This window comes from Facivitalis istanbulensis, from assembly GCF_040560405.1.
Classification (GTDB): domain Bacteria; phylum Pseudomonadota; class Alphaproteobacteria; order Sphingomonadales; family Sphingomonadaceae; genus Sphingomonas; species Sphingomonas istanbulensis.
The window spans coordinates 40,561-56,288 of record NZ_JAVSCQ010000024.1 but is presented as its reverse complement, the minus strand read 5'-3'; the positions used below and the strand labels follow the sequence as shown (position 1 = coordinate 56,288).

16 protein-coding genes are annotated in these 15,728 nt (G+C 67.2%); 7 read left to right on the top strand and 9 right to left on the bottom strand.

Translation table 11 applies throughout. The features are described from left to right. Positions 1 to 180 precede the first annotated feature (180 nt). Positions 181 to 858 carry an RBBP9/YdeN family alpha/beta hydrolase gene (locus RN629_RS13550; RefSeq protein WP_407035673.1) on the top strand — a complete coding sequence of 226 codons (678 nt, stop codon included), beginning with the start codon at positions 181 to 183 and terminating at the stop codon, positions 856 to 858. A gap of 102 nt (positions 859 to 960) precedes the next feature. Here the strand turns inward: RN629_RS13550 and RN629_RS13545 are convergent, their stop codons facing one another. The 5 genes from RN629_RS13545 to RN629_RS13525 form a co-directional block, all read right to left on the bottom strand. After that, on the bottom strand, positions 961 to 1,140 hold the full coding sequence (locus RN629_RS13545; RefSeq protein WP_407035672.1) for a hypothetical protein: 180 nt from the start codon (positions 1,138 to 1,140) through the stop codon (positions 961 to 963). Next, on the bottom strand, positions 1,137 to 3,074 hold the full coding sequence (dxs, locus tag RN629_RS13540; RefSeq protein ID WP_407035671.1) for a 1-deoxy-D-xylulose-5-phosphate synthase: 1,938 nt from the start codon (positions 3,072 to 3,074) through the stop codon (positions 1,137 to 1,139). The genes RN629_RS13545 and dxs overlap by 4 nt, the downstream gene beginning before the upstream one ends. 227 nt (positions 3,075 to 3,301) lie before the next feature. Then, positions 3,302 to 4,075 carry a sulfite exporter TauE/SafE family protein gene (locus tag RN629_RS13535; protein ID WP_407035670.1) on the bottom strand — a complete coding sequence of 258 codons (774 nt, stop codon included), beginning with the start codon at positions 4,073 to 4,075 and terminating at the stop codon, positions 3,302 to 3,304. Between the two features lie 7 nt (positions 4,076 to 4,082). Beyond that, entirely contained in the window at positions 4,083 to 4,601 is a 519-nt protein-coding gene (locus RN629_RS13530) for a rhodanese family protein (protein WP_407035669.1), read from the bottom strand. 4 nt (positions 4,602 to 4,605) lie between these two features. Further along, positions 4,606 to 4,920, bottom strand: coding sequence for an ArsR/SmtB family transcription factor (locus tag RN629_RS13525; RefSeq protein ID WP_407035668.1), 315 nt, complete (start codon positions 4,918 to 4,920; stop codon positions 4,606 to 4,608). 72 nt (positions 4,921 to 4,992) lie between these two features. Here RN629_RS13525 and RN629_RS13520 point away from each other — a divergent pair, with 72 nt between their 5' ends. After that, positions 4,993 to 5,880, top strand: a complete 888-nt coding sequence (locus tag RN629_RS13520; protein ID WP_407035667.1) for an MBL fold metallo-hydrolase — start codon at positions 4,993 to 4,995, stop codon at positions 5,878 to 5,880. A gap of 35 nt (positions 5,881 to 5,915) precedes the next feature. On the opposite strand, the gene RN629_RS13515 is transcribed toward RN629_RS13520, so the two are convergent. After that, the gene (locus RN629_RS13515; protein WP_407035666.1) at positions 5,916 to 6,383 is read right to left on the bottom strand and encodes a Fur family transcriptional regulator; all 468 of its coding nucleotides are present in this window, start codon (positions 6,381 to 6,383) and stop codon (positions 5,916 to 5,918) included. A gap of 220 nt (positions 6,384 to 6,603) precedes the next feature. Here RN629_RS13515 and RN629_RS13510 point away from each other — a divergent pair, with 220 nt between their 5' ends. The 4 genes from RN629_RS13510 to RN629_RS13495 all read left to right on the top strand — a co-directional run bounded on the left by RN629_RS13510 (position 6,604) and on the right by RN629_RS13495 (position 9,827). Further along, positions 6,604 to 7,659 carry a COX15/CtaA family protein gene (locus RN629_RS13510; RefSeq protein WP_407035665.1) on the top strand — a complete coding sequence of 352 codons (1,056 nt, stop codon included), beginning with the start codon at positions 6,604 to 6,606 and terminating at the stop codon, positions 7,657 to 7,659. A gap of 122 nt (positions 7,660 to 7,781) precedes the next feature. Beyond that, complete coding sequence (gene rplM / locus RN629_RS13505; RefSeq protein WP_407035664.1) at positions 7,782 to 8,261, top strand: 50S ribosomal protein L13; 480 nt, start codon at positions 7,782 to 7,784, stop codon at positions 8,259 to 8,261. Continuing rightward, the gene (gene rpsI / locus RN629_RS13500; RefSeq protein WP_407035663.1) at positions 8,261 to 8,803 is read left to right on the top strand and encodes a 30S ribosomal protein S9; all 543 of its coding nucleotides are present in this window, start codon (positions 8,261 to 8,263) and stop codon (positions 8,801 to 8,803) included. The genes rplM and rpsI overlap by 1 nt, the downstream gene beginning before the upstream one ends. A gap of 133 nt (positions 8,804 to 8,936) precedes the next feature. Then, positions 8,937 to 9,827 (top strand): DMT family transporter, encoded by an 891-nt coding sequence (locus tag RN629_RS13495; RefSeq protein WP_407035662.1) that lies wholly within the window; start codon positions 8,937 to 8,939, stop codon positions 9,825 to 9,827. Positions 9,828 to 10,029: 202 nt separating this feature from the next. On the opposite strand, the gene RN629_RS13490 is transcribed toward RN629_RS13495, so the two are convergent. The 3 genes from RN629_RS13490 to modA are packed head-to-tail and all read right to left on the bottom strand — an operon-like array spanning position 10,030 to position 12,077. After that, positions 10,030 to 10,635, bottom strand: coding sequence for an ATP-binding cassette domain-containing protein (locus tag RN629_RS13490; RefSeq protein ID WP_407035661.1), 606 nt, complete (start codon positions 10,633 to 10,635; stop codon positions 10,030 to 10,032). Beyond that, positions 10,625 to 11,314 (bottom strand): molybdate ABC transporter permease subunit, encoded by a 690-nt coding sequence (gene modB / locus RN629_RS13485; RefSeq protein WP_407035677.1) that lies wholly within the window; start codon positions 11,312 to 11,314, stop codon positions 10,625 to 10,627. Before modB ends, RN629_RS13490 begins: the two co-directional genes overlap by 11 nt. Positions 11,315 to 11,327: 13 nt before the next feature. Continuing rightward, positions 11,328 to 12,077 carry a molybdate ABC transporter substrate-binding protein gene (gene modA / locus RN629_RS13480; RefSeq protein ID WP_407035660.1) on the bottom strand — a complete coding sequence of 250 codons (750 nt, stop codon included), beginning with the start codon at positions 12,075 to 12,077 and terminating at the stop codon, positions 11,328 to 11,330. A 178-nt stretch (positions 12,078 to 12,255) separates the two neighbouring features. Between modA and RN629_RS13475 the strand changes: the two genes are divergently transcribed. After that, complete coding sequence (locus RN629_RS13475) at positions 12,256 to 15,678, top strand: autotransporter family protein (RefSeq protein ID WP_407035659.1); 3,423 nt, start codon at positions 12,256 to 12,258, stop codon at positions 15,676 to 15,678. Positions 15,679 to 15,728 lie beyond the last annotated feature (50 nt).

Genomic DNA, 15,728 nt, shown 5'->3' with positions numbered 1-15,728 from the left:
GCCAACGGCACGGGGAAACCCGCGCCCGTGTGGGGGGAAGCTACGTCCGGGCTACGCCCGGCCTCCGCTTCCCCCCACACGTCATCTACGATGTCGCTGACCCTTCAACTGCGATGTCGCTGTGCAGCCGATTCCCAATCGCGGTTCGGCCCCCCGACCCTGGCAACAAGGAGATGCCATATGGGTTCGTTCGCATCCTATGAGGCTCGCAAGCCCACCGTTCTCACCGTACCGGGCCTGGGCGGCTCGGGGCGCTCGCACTGGCAGACATTGTGGGAAGAGGCACGGCCAGACACCATCCGGGTCGAACTCGGCATGTGGTCGACACCGCACCGCAATGCCTGGGTCACGCGGCTGGACGAAGCGATCCGGCAGGCCCAGGCACCGGTCATCCTCGCCGCGCATTCGCTGGGCTGTCTGGCGGTGGCGTGGTGGGCCGAATTGTCGCCGCAACCCTATGGCTGGCCGGTGGCGGGCGCGCTGCTGGTCGCCCCCGCCGATGTCGACCGGCCCGACGCGCCGGACGCGCTGAAGGGCTTTTCCCCCTCCCCGCACACACCATTGCCCTTTCCGTCGATCCTCGTCGCCAGCCAGGACGATCCTTGGATTTCGATCGAGCGCGCGCACAGCCTGGCGGTCGACTGGGGCAGCCATTTCATCGATGCCGGGCATCAGGGCCATATCAATGCCGCGAGCGGACTGGGCTGGTGGCAGGAGGGGCAGAACCTGCTGGGTCGGGTCATCGCGGCAAGCGGCGCCGACCGGCCGACACCGTCAGGTCCGCTCTCGCCGAGCGAGGCCCGCGCGGTGCTGGCGATCAACGCGACCGATGCGGCGCAGGCGTTTTATCTCGGGTGACACTTCGCGGGGACGCCGCATCGCGCCCCGCCCGTCCCATCGCCCCGGCCGCTCGCCGGGGCGGTCGCGACGGTGCCGAATTGCCACGACCTTGGCCGCCGCTCAGACCGAACGAGGCCCCGACTCCGACGCCGCCGCGCCCTCAAGCCGTTCCCGCTCCGCCTCGGCCTTCGCGGCCGCGGTGACGGCTTTCAATCGTCGCCACATGCGCACATTGACGCCGACCAGCATTACCACCGCCAGCGCCGTGAAGACGATGACGGCGGTCCATCCCCGGATCATGCGCGCGCGCCCCCGCTCGCCTGGTCGGTGACATGGGCGCTGTTGTGGCGCAGCGCCTTCAGCACCGTCTCGACGATCGCATCGGCGTCCAGCCCGGCCTGCGCATATTGCACCTCGGGCTTGTCCTGATCCTGGAAGATATCGGGCAGGCGCATCGTGCGCAGCTTGAGGCCCGCATCGATCAGCCCTTCGTCCGACGCCAGGGTCAGCACATGCGCGCCGAAGCCGCCGATCGCATTCTCCTCGATCGTGACCGCCACTTCATGGCTAGTCAGCATCCGGCGGATCAACGCCTCGTCGAGCGGCTTGGCGAAGCGAAGATCGGCGACCGAGGTCGACAACCCCTTGGCCTCCAGCGTGTCGGCGGCGCGCAGGGCCTCCGCCAGGCGGGTGCCGAGCGAGAGGATCGCGACCGTCTTGCCCTCGCGCACGACCCGCCCCTTGCCGATCTCCAGCAGTTCGGGGGTCTGGGGCAGCGCCACGCCGACGCCATTGCCGCGCGGATAGCGGACCGCGATCGGCCCCGAGTCATGATTGACGCAGGTATGGACCATATGGACCAGTTCCGCCTCATCGGCGGCGGCCATCACCACCATGTTGGGCAGGCTGGCCAGATAGGTGACGTCGAACGAGCCCGCATGGGTCGCGCCGTCCGCGCCGACCAGCCCCGCGCGGTCGATCGCGAAACGGACCGGCAGGTTCTGGATCGCGACGTCATGGACCACCTGGTCATAGGCACGCTGGAGGAAGGTGGAATAGATCGCGCAGAAGGGCCGCATCCCCTGCGCCGCGAGCCCCGCCGCGAAGGTCACCGCATGCTGCTCGGCGATACCGACATCGAAGAACCGCTCGGGATGGCGCGCCGCGAAGCGGTCCAGCCCCGTCCCGGAGGGCATGGCGGCGGTGATCGCGCAAATCCGGGGGTCGCTCTCGGCCTCGCGGGAGAGCGCCTCGCCAAAGACATTCTGATAAGCGGGCGGTCCGGGGGGCGCCTTGGCCTGCGCGCCGGTGATGACGTCGAACTTCTGGACCCCGTGATATTTGTCCGCCGCGGCCTCGGCCGGGGCATAGCCCTTGCCCTTCTTGGTGACGACATGGATCAGGATCGGGCCCTCTTCGGCGTCGCGGACATTCTCCAGGACCGGGATCAGATGGTCGAGATTATGGCCATCGATCGGACCGACATAATAAAAGCCCAGTTCCTCGAAGAAGGTGCCGCCCATGGTCATGCCGCGCGCGAACTCGTCGGTCTTGCGCGCCGCCTGCTGGAACGGGCGCGGGAAGCGCTTGGCGAGCTTCTTCAGCGCCTCACGCACGCCCAGGAACTCACGGCTCGACACGATACGCGACAGATAGGCGGAAAGGCCGCCGACCGGCGGGGCGATCGACATGTCGTTGTCGTTCAGGATGACGATCAGGCGGTTGCCCGCCTGTTCGGCGTTGTTCATCGCCTCATAGGCCATGCCCGCCGACATCGCGCCGTCACCGATGACCGCAATGCCCTTGCCCGGTGTGCCTGCCAGCTTGTTGGCAACGGCAAAGCCGAGCGCCGCGGAGATCGAGGTCGAGCTGTGCGCCGCGCCGAACGGATCATATTCACTTTCCGCCCGCTTGGTGAACCCCGACAGGCCACCGCCCTGGCGCAGCGTGCGGATGCGATCGCGCCGTCCGGTCAGGATCTTGTGCGGATAGCATTGGTGCCCGACGTCCCACACCAGACGGTCGGCGGGCGTGTTGAACACATAATGGAGCGCCACGGTCAGTTCGACCACGCCGAGCCCGGAACCCAGATGACCGCCCGTGGTGCCGACCGCCGAAATCGTCTCGGTCCGCAACTCATCGGCCAGTTGCCGCAACTGCTCGGGCGCGAGCCGCCGGAGATCGTCGGGCGTGTGAACCGTATCGAGCAACGGGGTCTGAGGAATATCTGCCATCACACCGGCTTATCGCACCAAATCGGTGGTGTCGATTGCAACCGCCCTTCCATGTCATGAAGATGACAGGAAGCGAGACGCCAGAAACGGGACAATCCCCCGGACGGTGGTGACGGGTCTCGGCCCATGCCCCCGATCGACGGCCAAGGCGCGAGGCGTCTCGACCCCGCCCGGTTCGGCCGCGCGACTAAGCCAACACGGATCCAGCCGGGCCAAGCATTCCCCGGCTAGAGCGACGTGAACAGCACATAGCCGCCGACCACGATCACGACGGCCGCGAATCCCTTTTCCAGCAGCCCCTTACGGGTCGCCAATCGCCGTCCCAGCGCGATCCCCGCCGCCGTGCCCAGGACACCGCCGGCGACCAGCAGGCCGGTGATCGGCCAGTCGACCATCTCAGACAGCGCATAGGAGGACGCCGTGGTCAGACCCAGCGCGCTGACCACGACCAGCGAGGTGCCGATCGCATAGGGCAAGGGCATGGCAGTGGCGAGAATGAGCCCCGGCACGATCAGGAAACCCCCGCCGATCCCGAAGAACCCCGCCGCCAGCCCGACGCCCAGCCCGATCGGCACCAGCCGGGGCAGCAAGGTCGTCGCGCTCTCCCGCGTCAGCCGCACATCGGGGGCTTCCGTCCCGCGCCGCTTGCGCAGCATCGACAGGCCGACCCCGATCATGAGCAGGCCGAACAGCGCGAGCAGCCGCTTGCCGTCCATCGCCTTGCCCAGCTCGGCGCCCAGCGCGGCCCCGATCATCCCCGCCACCGCGAAGACACCGGCACAGCGCCACTTGACGCGACCCGCGCGGGCATGGCCGACCAGGCTGGCGAGCGCATTCACGGTGACCGCCACCGCCGCCGTCCCGATCGCCGCATGCGGCGAATCGACGCCGACGACATAGACGAGCAGCGGCACCGCCAGGATCGATCCGCCGCCGCCGACCAGCCCCAGGACAAGGCCGATCAGTCCACCCGACAGCAGCGTGGCAAGGATGGTATCCATCGCCCGGTCAGGCCGCCACGCGGCGATTCCAGGGCATGACGCGCAACAGATGCGCCATGCCGCACCAGCCGCTGACCCCGGCAAGGAGGAGCCCCGCCCCGACGAGCCCGGACAGCGCGAAAAAGCCGGGTGACACGAACAAGCCGAGCAGCACGCCGATCAGGACCAGCGAACCCGTCGTGATCTGCACCTGCCGCATGATTTCCATCGGCTGAGACCGGTTGGCGACGACCGGATGCCCGGCGCTACGCCATGCATCGATGCCGCCGGTCAGCACATAAGACGGCACGCCCCGCGCCGCCGCCGCCAGCGCCGCGGCATTCGCCGAGGTCCGCATGCCGGTACGGCAATGGAACACCACCGGCCGCCCGTCGGATTTCAGGTCGCTCATCCGGTCGAGCGGCACGTTCTGCGCACCGGGGATATGCTGGCGCGCATGTTCGTCGGTGCCGCGAATGTCGATCAATCGTGCGCCCGCCGCGATCGCGGTCCGGGCATCGGCGGGCGAAATCGCCTTGAGGGTCATCGCATCAATCCTTGCAATAAAGCTGATACAGGGTGGCGAGCAGCGTCTCCACCCGCGGATCGGTGATTCGATACCAGAGGGTCTGGCTCTCGCGTCGAAAGCTGACCAGCCCTTCGTCCCGCATCCGGGCCAGATGCTGCGAACAGGCCGATTGCGACAGGCCGACGTCGCGCGCGAGATCGCTCACCGCCATCTCCCCAAACTCGACCAGCTTGCACAGCAGCATCAGCCGCCGGGCATTGCCGATCGCCTTGAGCATGGCCGCGACCTCGCTCGCCTTCGCTTCGAAGGTCGCCAGATTCATGGGCGGTTTCAGCATTAAGGCTACTCCATTAGGTATTGCTAATTTAGATATAACTCACATATAGTCAAGACCATCAGGAGGAACATCATGGCGCAACCCTTCATCGAGGCGTTTTTCGACGAGCCCACCAACACGATCAGCTATCTGGTCGGCGATCCCGCGACGCGGGTCGCGGCAGTGATTGACCCGGTCCTGGACTTCGACATGGCCAGCGGCGCGGCCGACACCCGGTCGGCCGAGCGGATCGTGCATTTCGCGGAGGCCCAGGACTGGCGGATCGCCATGGTGCTGGAAACCCATGCCCATGCCGACCATCTGTCCGCCGCCCCCTTCATCAAGGCGCATACCGGGGCATGGATCGGGATCGGCGCGCATATCCGGGATGTGCAGAAGATCTTTCGCCCGGTATTCTGCATGACGGAATTGAACACCGACGGCTCGGATTTCGATCGGCTGTTCGAGGATGGAGACCGGTTCGCGATCGGCGAATTGACGGTGGAGGTGATGCATGTCCCCGGCCACACGCCGGCCGACATCGCCTATCGGATCGGCGATGCGGTCTTTGTCGGCGACACGCTCTTCATGCCCGACTACGGCACCGCGCGCGCCGACTTCCCCGGCGGCGATGCGCGCACGCTCTACCGCTCGATCCGCAAGCTGCTGTCGCTACCGGATGAGACGCGGCTGTTCATGTGCCATGACTATAAGGCGCCGGGGCGGGGCGATTATCGCTGGGAAACGACGGTCGGTGAACAGCGGCACACCAGCGTCCATGTCCATGACGGGGTGAGCGAGGATGATTTCGTCGCGATGCGCGAGGCCCGCGACACCACCCTGGCGGTGCCCAAGCTGCTGCTGCCGTCGATCCAGGTCAATATCCACGCCGGTCACTTCGCCCCCGCCGAGGCGAACGGCGTCTCCTATCTGCGCATTCCGGTAAAGTGGCAGGGCGAAGGCGCGCCGCCCGCAGGCTGATCCCCCGTCCGGCCTTGGCGGCCAGTCCTTGGCCGTCAGTCCTTGGCGCAATCGGCGCAGCGACCACGCACCTCGATGACCGGCCGCTCGGGGCGGAACCCCGCCCCGCGTGCCGCGTCACGGACCGCATCGGTCAGCCGGTCGTCATCGATATGGGTCGTCTGCCCGCACTGGTCGCACACCAGGAAGATGCAGTCATGAAGGCAATCGGGATGCGCGTTCGCGACATAGGCATTGGCACTTTCCACCCGCCGCGCCAGATTTGCGCCGACAAACAGGTCTAGGATACGATAGATGCTGTTCGCCGCGACGCGCCGCCCTTGCGCCTTGGACATGGCGTCGGCGATGTCATAGGCCGAGGCGGGCTTTTCAAACCCCGCCAGCACCTCGAACACGCTCGCGCGCATCGCGGTCCATTGCTCGCCCGCCCGTTCGAGCGTCGCCTTGGCCGCCTGAGCCAGATCGGCCCCTTCGGGCTCCTGATGGTGATGCATCTGCGCCATGGGCTCGACTTAAGGGCTGACCGGGGCCGGAGCAAGGCCAGCGCCCTGCTTCGACGGACACGCAATGGCTCTGGCGACGCGATCGGCGTTGCCCATGGCCCGGACGCCATTACGCCGCAGAGCATGACGGCACGCGATATCCTGAATGGCGGCCATCGCGATCGAAAAAGGGGCATTACGTCCACTATCGCCCGATATCCACAGTTCCTATGATGAGGGCATGTTGCAACCAAGCCCCGCTTTCATGGTCACTGCCCGTCCCCGCGCCCTTGCCCGCTGGCTGTTCACCGTTGCCGCGCTGATCGTCGCGATGGTCGTCGTCGGCGGGATCACCCGCCTGACCAATAGCGGGCTTTCGATCACCGAGTGGAAGCCGATCACCGGCATCGTCCCCCCGCTCACCCAGGCGCAGTGGCAGGCCGAATTCGACAATTACAAGCGTATTCCCGAATATTGGACCTTCAACCGCGACATGACGCTCGCCGGGTTCAAGGCGATCTTTTTCTGGGAATATCTGCACCGGGTGCTCGGACGCGTGATCGGCATGGCCTTTGCCCTGCCGCTCCTCTGGTTCTGGCTGCGCAAGGCGATTCCCGTCGGCTATAAGCCGCGCCTGCTGGCGCTGCTCGCGCTGGGCGGGCTGCAAGGGGCGATCGGATGGTGGATGGTCGCCTCCGGTCTGGTCGATCGTACCGATGTCAGCCATATCCGGCTGACCGTCCATCTGCTGACCGCGCTGTTCATCCTGGCCGGGATTGTGTGGACCGCGCTCGATCTGCGCGCGCTGCACCAGGACCGGCTGGCCGCGCCGGCGCGCCCGACCCTGCTGGGCGCGGGCGCGGTGCTGACGCTGTTCGTGCAGTTGATGTTCGGCGCGCTGACCGCCGGGCTGGACGCGGGCTATGCTTTTTCAAGCTGGCCGCTGATGGGCGACGCATGGTTCCCCGCCGGCACGCCGATGATGACCCCCGCCATCGCCAATGCCTTCGACAACCCGGTCGTGGTGCAGTTCATCCATCGCTGGTTCGCCTTCGCCGCCGCGGCGATGCTCATCTGGATGGCCAGCCGCACGATCCGCGCCGGGGCACTGCGCGCTGGCTGGCTGGTCGTCGTGCTGGTCCTGGTGCAGATCGGCCTGGGCATCGCCACACTGCTGAGCGGCGTCCAGATCGACATCGCGGTCACGCACCAGGCCAATGCCGCGCTGCTGCTCATCGCCGCGACCACCTGCGCCCACCGGCTCGGCAGCGCCCGACGGAACCATAGGGTATCATAATACCCGTCAGCAAAGGCCCGCTTTGCTTGACTTTTTAGGGTGTCTCCAGCATTGGCCACTCGTCCGCGCCGCCCGAGACAAAGGGCGGCGTGTTGCATTTCAAACCGAAAGGTCTCACGCCCATGAAGGCGCTCATGAAGACCACCAAGGCGGCCAAGCCGCACGAGGTGGAGAAGAAGTGGCATATCGTCGACGCCGACGGCCTTGTTGTCGGCCGCGCCGCCACCATCATCGCGAACATCCTGCGCGGCAAGCACAAGCCGTCCTTCACCCCGCACGTCGATTGCGGTGACAACGTCATCGTCATCAACGCGGACAAGGTGCGCTTCACCGGCAACAAGCTGGGCCAGAAGGTGTATTACAAGCACACCGGTTACGCCGGTGGTATCAAGGGCATCACCGCCGCCAAGGTCCTGGAAGGCCGCTTCCCCGAGCGCGTTCTGGAAAAGGCCGTGGAGCGCATGATCCCGCGCGGTCCGCTGGGCCGTCAGCAGATGCGCAACCTGCGCATCTTCGCCGGCACCGAGCATCCGCACGCCGCGCAGAACCCCGAAGTCCTCGACATCGCGGCGATGAACCGCAAGAACAAGGTGGGCGCATAATGTCCGATAACCGCCAGTCGCTCGCCGATCTCGGCGCCGCCCTCAACCAGCAGGCCGCTGTCGTCTCGGCAGAGCCCGCCGTCGCCGGTGAAGCGCCTGCCGCGCCCGTCGTCGAGCAGCCCCGCGCGCCGCTCCGCCAGCAGGAGCTGGACAAATATGGCCGCGCCTATGCGACCGGCCGCCGCAAGGACGCCGTCGCTCGCGTCTGGCTGAAGCCGGGTTCGGGCAAGATCACGATCAACGGTCGTGACCAGGAAGTCTATTTCGCGCGTCCGACGCTGCGCCTCGTCATCAACCAGGTGTTCGGCATCACCGAGCGCGAAGGCCAGTATGACGTCGTCTGCACCGTGAAGGGCGGCGGCCTGTCGGGCCAGGCCGGCGCGGTCAAGCATGGCATCAGCCAGGCGCTGACCAAGTACGAGCCGGTCCTGCGCGCGCCGGTCAAGGCCGCTGGCTTCCTGACCCGCGACAGCCGCGCCGTCGAGCGTAAGAAGTATGGCCGCGCCAAGGCGCGTCGCAGCTTCCAGTTCTCGAAGCGCTAAGACGCGGGCAGCCCTGGATGGCCAAAGCCATCCGAGGACTTGCCACGAAGCACGAAGGAGCGGTCCGGCAACGGGCCGCTCTTTTCGTTTGTGGCTGGCGCACTCCGTCATGCCGTCATGAAAGGGATACCCGATGTCGAACCCCCTATGGATTCCCGCCACCATCGCCGCCGCCACCTTTCAGGTCGGTCGCAACGCGCTGCAACGCGGGGTTATGTCCTCCTCGGGGCCCTGGGGGGCGACGCTGGTCCGGTTCCTGTTCGGCCTGCCCTTCTCGATCGTCTTCGTCACCGTCGCGCATTTCGCCATGCCCGGTGCCGATCTCCACTGGAACGGCGTCTTCTGGCTGTCGGCGATCGTCGGCGCGACCTCGCAGGTGCTGGCCACCGCCGCGCTCCTCGACGCCATGCGCCGCTCGGGCTTCGCGGTCGGCACCGCGCTCCAGCAAAGCTCGTTGCCGCTGGCCGCGCTGCTCGGGCTGATCGTCTATCAGGACCGGATCAGCACAGTGGCCTGGATCGGTGTCGCCATCACCACGGCGGGCCTTGTCGCCCTGTCCTGGCCCCCGGCGGAACAGCGCAAGGCGTCGCTGATCGGCGCGGCGATGGGGCTGGCATCGGGGTTGTTCTTCGGCTTTTCGCTGAACGCCTTTCGGCACGCCGCGCTCGCGCTCGACCCGGGGCATCCCGTTTTCGCCGCCCTGGTCTGCGTGGCGGTGGTGCAGGCCATGCAGGCCGTCGCGCTCGGCCTGATCCTGGCCTTGCGCGATCCCGCGACACTGGCCGAAGTGCTGCGGCGTTGGCGGCCATCGCTCGGCGCCGGGCTGTGCGGAGCCTGCGCCTCGGCCGGATGGTTCGTCGCGCTCGCGCTCTCGCCCGCCGCGCCGGTACGGGCACTCGGCATCATCGAAGCGCCGATCGCCGCCATGGCGGGCCACCGATTGTTCCGCGAGACGCTCGGCGCGCGGCAGATCCTGTCGGGCATCGCGATCGTCGGCGGCGTGCTTCTGACGACGCTGTTCTGAGGCCCGGACAGTATCGACGTCGCCCGATGCCCGCCCGTTCCTCGCCACGCCTGATCCAGGGAGCGTTATGCCGACCGCGACTCCACCACGCTGATTTCTCCGACCTCTTGCCCCGGTGTTGGCCGCCGGGGCTGCCCAGATCGGGGGGCGGCACCGATCGATCGAGATCAGCCGCGAGTGGGGACAGGCCTGACGCGCCCGCTCAGAGCCGGACAATCGCGGTGGCGATCCGTTCGGCTTCGTCCGGGTCATGGGTGACCATCAGGATCGGGATGCCGGTGCTGTCCCGCACCGCGACCAGCGCGTCGAGTATCTCGCCCCGCCGCGCGCGATCGAGCGAGGACAGCGGTTCGTCCAGCAACAGGACGCGCGGATCGCTGAGCAGCGCGCGCCCGATCGCGACCCGCCGCGCCTCCCCACCGGACAGGCTGCGCGGCCAGCGGTCGAGCAGATGGCCGATCCCCAACATCGCGATCACGCCGTCCCAGTCGCCTGTTCGTCCGGTCATGCCGTACCGCAGATTGGCCGCGACCCGCATATGCGGGAACAGGCGCGGCTCCTGAAAGACATAGCCGATGCGCCGCCGCTCGGGCGGAAGGTTCACCCTCGCCTGCGCGTCGAACAGCGTCGCGCCGTCCACGCGGACATGCCCGGCATCCGGGCGGAGCAACCCCGCCACCATTTGCAGGATGCTGGTCTTGCCCACGCCCGACGGGCCGAACAACACCGTCGCCCCCGGCCCCGTGACGAAGGCGGCAGCGATCCGGCGCTCCCCCCGCTGCACCCGCAACGCGACGTCAAAGGACATGCAGCCCCCGTCCCATCCGCCGCGCCAGCCATTCGGAGATGATGAGCGCGACCAGCGACAGCGCGACCGAGATCGCCGCCAGCCGCCATACCATCGCCTCGCCATCCGGTCGCTGGAGCGCCGAATAGATGGCGAGCGGCAGCGTCGCCGTCTCGCCCGGCACGTTCGACACGAAGGTGATCGTCGCGCCGAACTCGCCGATCGACCGCGCAAAGCCCAGCACCAGCCCGGCCAGCACGCCGGGCGCACAGAGCGGCAGGGTGATGGTGGCAAAGACCCGACAACGCCCCGCGCCCAGCGTCCGCGCCGCCTGCTCCAGGCGCGGATCGACCGCCTCGATCGACAGGCGCATGGCCCGCACGACCAGCGGCAACGCCATCACCCCCGCCGCAATCGCCGCCCCGGTCCAGCGGAACAACACGCTGACCCCGAACCAGTCGGCCAGCCGTGCGCCGATCGGCCCATGCGGTCCAAAGGCGAGCAGCAGCGCCCAGCCGGTCACGACCGGCGGCACCACCAGTGGCAGATGGACGATCCCGTCGAGCAGCACCTTGCCCGGAAACCGCCCGCGCGCCAGCGCCCAGGCCAGCGCGAAGGCGATGGGCACCGTAACGAGCATCGCCGTCCCGCCGACCAGCAGCGAGAGGCGAACAATTCCCCATTCTTCCGTCGACAGCATCACATCGTCAGGCTCATTTCGTCGAAAAGCCATAACGCCGGAAAATCACCTTGCCATCCGTCGACAGAAGGAAATGACGGAATCCTTCGGCCTCCGGGTTGGTCGAAGCCTTCAACCGGGCAAGCGGATAGCTGATCGGCGGGTGGCTGCCGATCGGGAACATGCCTGCCACCCGGACGCGCGGCGACGCCTTGGCATCGGTGGCGTAGACGATGCCATAAGGGGCCGCCCCCCGCTCGACCAGCGCCAGCGCGGCACGCACGCTTTCGGCGCGCACGACATGCGGCGCCACCATCGACCAGGCGCCCAGACGCTCCAGCGCGGCCTTGCCATATTTCCCCGCCGGCACGCTGTCCGTATCGGCCATGGCGAGCGGCCCGGCCGACAGCGTCTTGCCCAATGTCCGCGTGGTGACCTGTCCGCCCTGCCCCGCCGGCGCGATCACGACCAGGCGATTGCCCAAAAAGGCGCTGCGCGTCCGATCCGCGAGCAGCCCGTCGCGCTGGAGGACGTCCATCCATTCCTCATCCGCCGAAGCGAACAGATCGGCCTTGCCTCCCGCCTGCACCTGCCGCGCAAGCGCCGAGGACGCGGCGAAGGAAATGACCGGACGCGGATGGCCACGGGCAGCCCAGGCGTCCGCCGCCGCACTCATCGATTCCTGAAGACTGGCCGCCGCCAAGACCAACGGCCCCTTGTCCTGCGCCAGCGCCGGAGCGGCCATCAATGTCAGCAGGATGATGGACAGTTTACGCGCTACCATTTTCCCAACCCGAAACCTTGCCATGGTCCAATTTGCTTTCATCGTCACGACGACGGTCAATTGTTCCCCGCCTACATACAAAGCTTTGGAAATTTAACGATTGTCTGTCGGAAATTTCACGAATAGCCTCTGATGAAGCGGTACGAAAAATTCGACCGCTTATACAGGGGGAGACGATATGATGCAGGGGATTTTCATGCGCCTGTCCGGCGGACGCCGGGCGATGCTGCTGGCATCCAGCGCGCTGCTGGCCTTGCCTGCTGGAGTGCAGGCCCAATCGTTTTCCGACGGCGCGGGAATGGTCCGTCCCGAATATGCCATGGATACCGCCCATGCGCGCGGGAGCGACCGGCTCGGATCGATCCCCGACCTGAAAGTGACCGACGAATCGCAGATCGTCATCTCCCAGCCCGGCACCACGACCAGTGCGATCGACAGCGCGGGGGGCGTGAATGGCGTCGGCCAGATGTTCGTCGCCGGATCGGGGGGCGGCATCGGTCTTTGCACCGGCACGCTGATCAATCCGCGCACGGTGATCTTCGCCGCCCATTGCGTCAACGACGCCCCCGCCGACAGCTATGGCAGCGCGACCGGCGGCACGCCCATCGCTTTTGGTTTCAAGGCGAACAACCTGCCCGGCGTGCGCGAATGGTTCCTCTCGACGCTTGGCGGCGCGGCCAACCCCAACCAGTTCAAGACCAAGACCGCCAACGCGCTGTACAGCGTCAATCAGGTCGCCTGGAACCCCGCCTCGGCGAGCACCGGCTTTCTGGAGGGCGATGTCGCGCTTGCCACGCTGGACACCCCCGCGACCGGCGTTCCGACCTGGGCGATCCTGTTGTCCGCGCTGCCCGCGCCCGCCGCGATCAACAACGCGACCGGCACCGGCTATCACGTCACCGTCACCGGCTATGGCCGCAACGGCGTCGGCAATAACGGCGACACGGGCGGGATCGATTATCGCCGTCGCATCGCCGAGAACTATATCGGCCTGCTCGGTTCGCTCGACGACCGCAATCTGTGGCTGTTCGGCCAGGGCGCGAACCTGCCGCAGAATCTCTACCAGATCGACTTCGACGATCCCCGGCGCGGCTCGGCGGCGGCCAGCCGGTTCGACTTCAACCTGTTCCGCGACGACGCGCTGCCCAATGAAGGCACGACCGCGGGTGGCGATTCGGGCGGCCCGCTGATCCTCGACAAGACCTTCGCGCGCCAGGTCGTGATCGGCGTGCTGTCGGGCGGCAGCCGCTTCTACAGCGCGCAGGCCTCGTCCAGCTACGGCACCTCATCCTTCTACCAGCCGCTCTATCTTTTCTGGGACTATATCGCCGCCAACAACCCTTATCGCTATGTCGCGGCCAAGGCGGGCGACGGGGCATGGGAGGACGGCACCCATTGGGTGACGACGACCGACCCGGCCTATCAGATCATCCAGAACGGCCAGTTGGTGAACGGCGTCCCGTCCTCGCCCGGCCTCGGCACCGCCAATGATCCGAGCAACAAGTTCGGCGAGATCTGCGACGGCGTGGCGTGCTTCAACGTCCAGACCGGCACCATCGCCAGCCAGACTGGCGGCGGCGAGACGGCCCAGGGCAACGACGCCAATGCCAAGGCCAAGACGCAGCTGACCGACAACAGTCGCATCGCGCTGGACCAAGCGCAGGCCACTGGCAGCACCGCCACCACGCTGCCCGCCGCAACCCTGGCCAATGGGCTGGCGGGGGCGAGCAACTTTACGCCGAACAATGTGAACCCGGCCAAGACCGTTGCGGCGCGCTATTTCGACGTCACCCTCTCGGCGGCGGGCACCACCACGCTCAGCTCGGCGGCGGCGATCGACCGCGTCACGATCAACGGCGCGCAGGCACGGCTGACCGTCGCCAGCAGCGGCGCGCTGACGACCATGGCGGATTTCAACCACCTGACCGGCATGGTCGCCAATAACGGGACGATCACGACGGGCGGCGATTACCTGATGCTCGGCGGCGGATTGCAGGGCAGTGGCCGGATCAACGCGCCCTTCTTCACCAGCGTGGCGGGCATGATCGCGCCGGGAACGACAGGCACGATCGGCACACTGACCTTTGGCGGCAATGTCGTCCTCGCCTCGGGCACGCAGCTGCTGATCGATGTCGGGCCGGGCAACACGGCGGACCGGATCGCGGTGGTCGCCAATAACGGCACCGGCGGGCAATTGAACGTCGGCGGCTCGGTCGGCTTCGCGTCGGTCAGCGGCCATCTCATCCGCGCGGGCGACGTCTATACGATCGCCACCGCGACCGGCGGCGTGTCGGGCCGGTTCAATACGCCGACCGCGCTCAGCGCGATCCTGACCCCGACGCTGAACTATGCCGCCAATGCGGTCACGACCCAGATCGTCGCGGGCGCCTATGCCAATGTCGTCGCCAACACGCCCTATCAGACCGGCTATGCGCGCCTGCTCGACCAGAACCGGTCGGTCCAGGGCAATTTCCGCGATCTCTATGGCACGCTCGACCTGCAATCGGCGGCGACCATCCGCTCCACGCTGGAGGGGCTCGCCCCCTCGACCGAGGCGCTGAAGCGCGCGCAGGGCACGATGGCGCTCGACAACAGCGCCCGCTTCTTCCGCGATCGGCTGGCGACGCTGTCGCCGCGGGACGGCCTGGGCGGGACGCTGACCATGATCGGCAGGCCGGTCCAGGTCGCCAGCCTGGCGATGAGCAACCTGGCGGGGAGCCAGGCGCAGATGGCCACGGATAGCGGCGGCGTGTCGATGCGCGAAAATGTCCTGCCGGAAAATATCGCCGTGTTCCTCGCGGGCGGCTATCTCGACGGGCGCAGCCGGGCCTTGCCGAATACGGCGGTCTCCAACATCCGCGACCGGTTTGATGGTTTCTATATCGCCACCGGCATCGAGACCGAAGTGGACGAAGCGAGCGTGATCGGTTTCGGCTTCTCCTACACCAAGACCACCGGCAACACCTCGTTCGGCCAATATGCGCGCGGCGAACTGTATCAGGGCACGCTCTACGGCAAGGCCGAACTCGGCGGTGTCGCGCTGGACAGCCAGTTCAGCGCAGGGCTTTTCCAGGCGCGAACCGAGCGTCGTGTCTCACTGGCGGGGATCGCCTATGACCTGCGGTCGCGCGACAATGCGCTGGCGCTGTCGAGCGAGATCGGCCTGTCCAAGACCTATGATTTCGGCGCGCTGAAATTCGGTCCGCGCATCGCGGGACGGGTCAGCCATCTGGGCTTCACCCCCACGCCCGAAACCGGCGGTGGCCCGGCGCTGCGCTACGATCGGCAGGATTATAACAGCGTCCAGGCGCGCGCGGGCCTGGTGCTGAGCGCGGACGGGCCGTTCAGGCCCTATGCCTCGGCCTATTATGTCCATGACTTCGAGGACCGGCCCGGCGTGTTCGGGGCCAACTTCGCGGGCGGCATCGGCCCCTCCGCGCTGTTCGCGCTGCCCGGCCATGACCGGAACTGGGGCGAGGCCAGCATGGGCCTGTCCTACATCGCCGGCCGCGTCCAATTGTCGGTCGGGGCGGACACGACCTTCGAACGCAAGGATGTCGAGAACCAGTCCTATCGGGGGACGATCAAGATCGCCTTCTGATCGCGGCTTCCGCCAGGCGTTGAAAGGCCCGTCCGGGATACCGGGCGGGT

Bases quoted from the DNA above. Each gene is read 5' to 3' on its own strand.
- RN629_RS13495 (WP_407035662.1), top strand. From the start codon at position 8,937: ATGTCGAACCCCCTATGGATTCCCGCCACCATCGCCGCCGCCACCTTT.
- RN629_RS13515 (WP_407035666.1), bottom strand. From the start codon at position 6,383: ATGGCGCAGATGCATCACCATCAGGAGCCCGAAGGGGCCGATCTGGCT.
- dxs (WP_407035671.1), bottom strand. From the start codon at position 3,074: ATGGCAGATATTCCTCAGACCCCGTTGCTCGATACGGTTCACACGCCC.
- RN629_RS13490 (WP_407035661.1), bottom strand. From the start codon at position 10,635: ATGTCCTTTGACGTCGCGTTGCGGGTGCAGCGGGGGGAGCGCCGGATC.
- RN629_RS13510 (WP_407035665.1), top strand. From the start codon at position 6,604: ATGTTGCAACCAAGCCCCGCTTTCATGGTCACTGCCCGTCCCCGCGCC.
- RN629_RS13545 (WP_407035672.1), bottom strand. From the start codon at position 1,140: ATGATCCGGGGATGGACCGCCGTCATCGTCTTCACGGCGCTGGCGGTG.
- modA (WP_407035660.1), bottom strand. From the start codon at position 12,077: ATGGTAGCGCGTAAACTGTCCATCATCCTGCTGACATTGATGGCCGCT.
- modB (WP_407035677.1), bottom strand. From the start codon at position 11,314: ATGCTGTCGACGGAAGAATGGGGAATTGTTCGCCTCTCGCTGCTGGTC.
- RN629_RS13520 (WP_407035667.1), top strand. From the start codon at position 4,993: ATGGCGCAACCCTTCATCGAGGCGTTTTTCGACGAGCCCACCAACACG.
- RN629_RS13475 (WP_407035659.1), top strand. From the start codon at position 12,256: ATGATGCAGGGGATTTTCATGCGCCTGTCCGGCGGACGCCGGGCGATG.
- rpsI (WP_407035663.1), top strand. From the start codon at position 8,261: ATGTCCGATAACCGCCAGTCGCTCGCCGATCTCGGCGCCGCCCTCAAC.
- RN629_RS13535 (WP_407035670.1), bottom strand. From the start codon at position 4,075: ATGGATACCATCCTTGCCACGCTGCTGTCGGGTGGACTGATCGGCCTT.
- RN629_RS13550 (WP_407035673.1), top strand. From the start codon at position 181: ATGGGTTCGTTCGCATCCTATGAGGCTCGCAAGCCCACCGTTCTCACC.
- RN629_RS13530 (WP_407035669.1), bottom strand. From the start codon at position 4,601: ATGACCCTCAAGGCGATTTCGCCCGCCGATGCCCGGACCGCGATCGCG.
- rplM (WP_407035664.1), top strand. From the start codon at position 7,782: ATGAAGGCGCTCATGAAGACCACCAAGGCGGCCAAGCCGCACGAGGTG.
- RN629_RS13525 (WP_407035668.1), bottom strand. From the start codon at position 4,920: ATGCTGAAACCGCCCATGAATCTGGCGACCTTCGAAGCGAAGGCGAGC.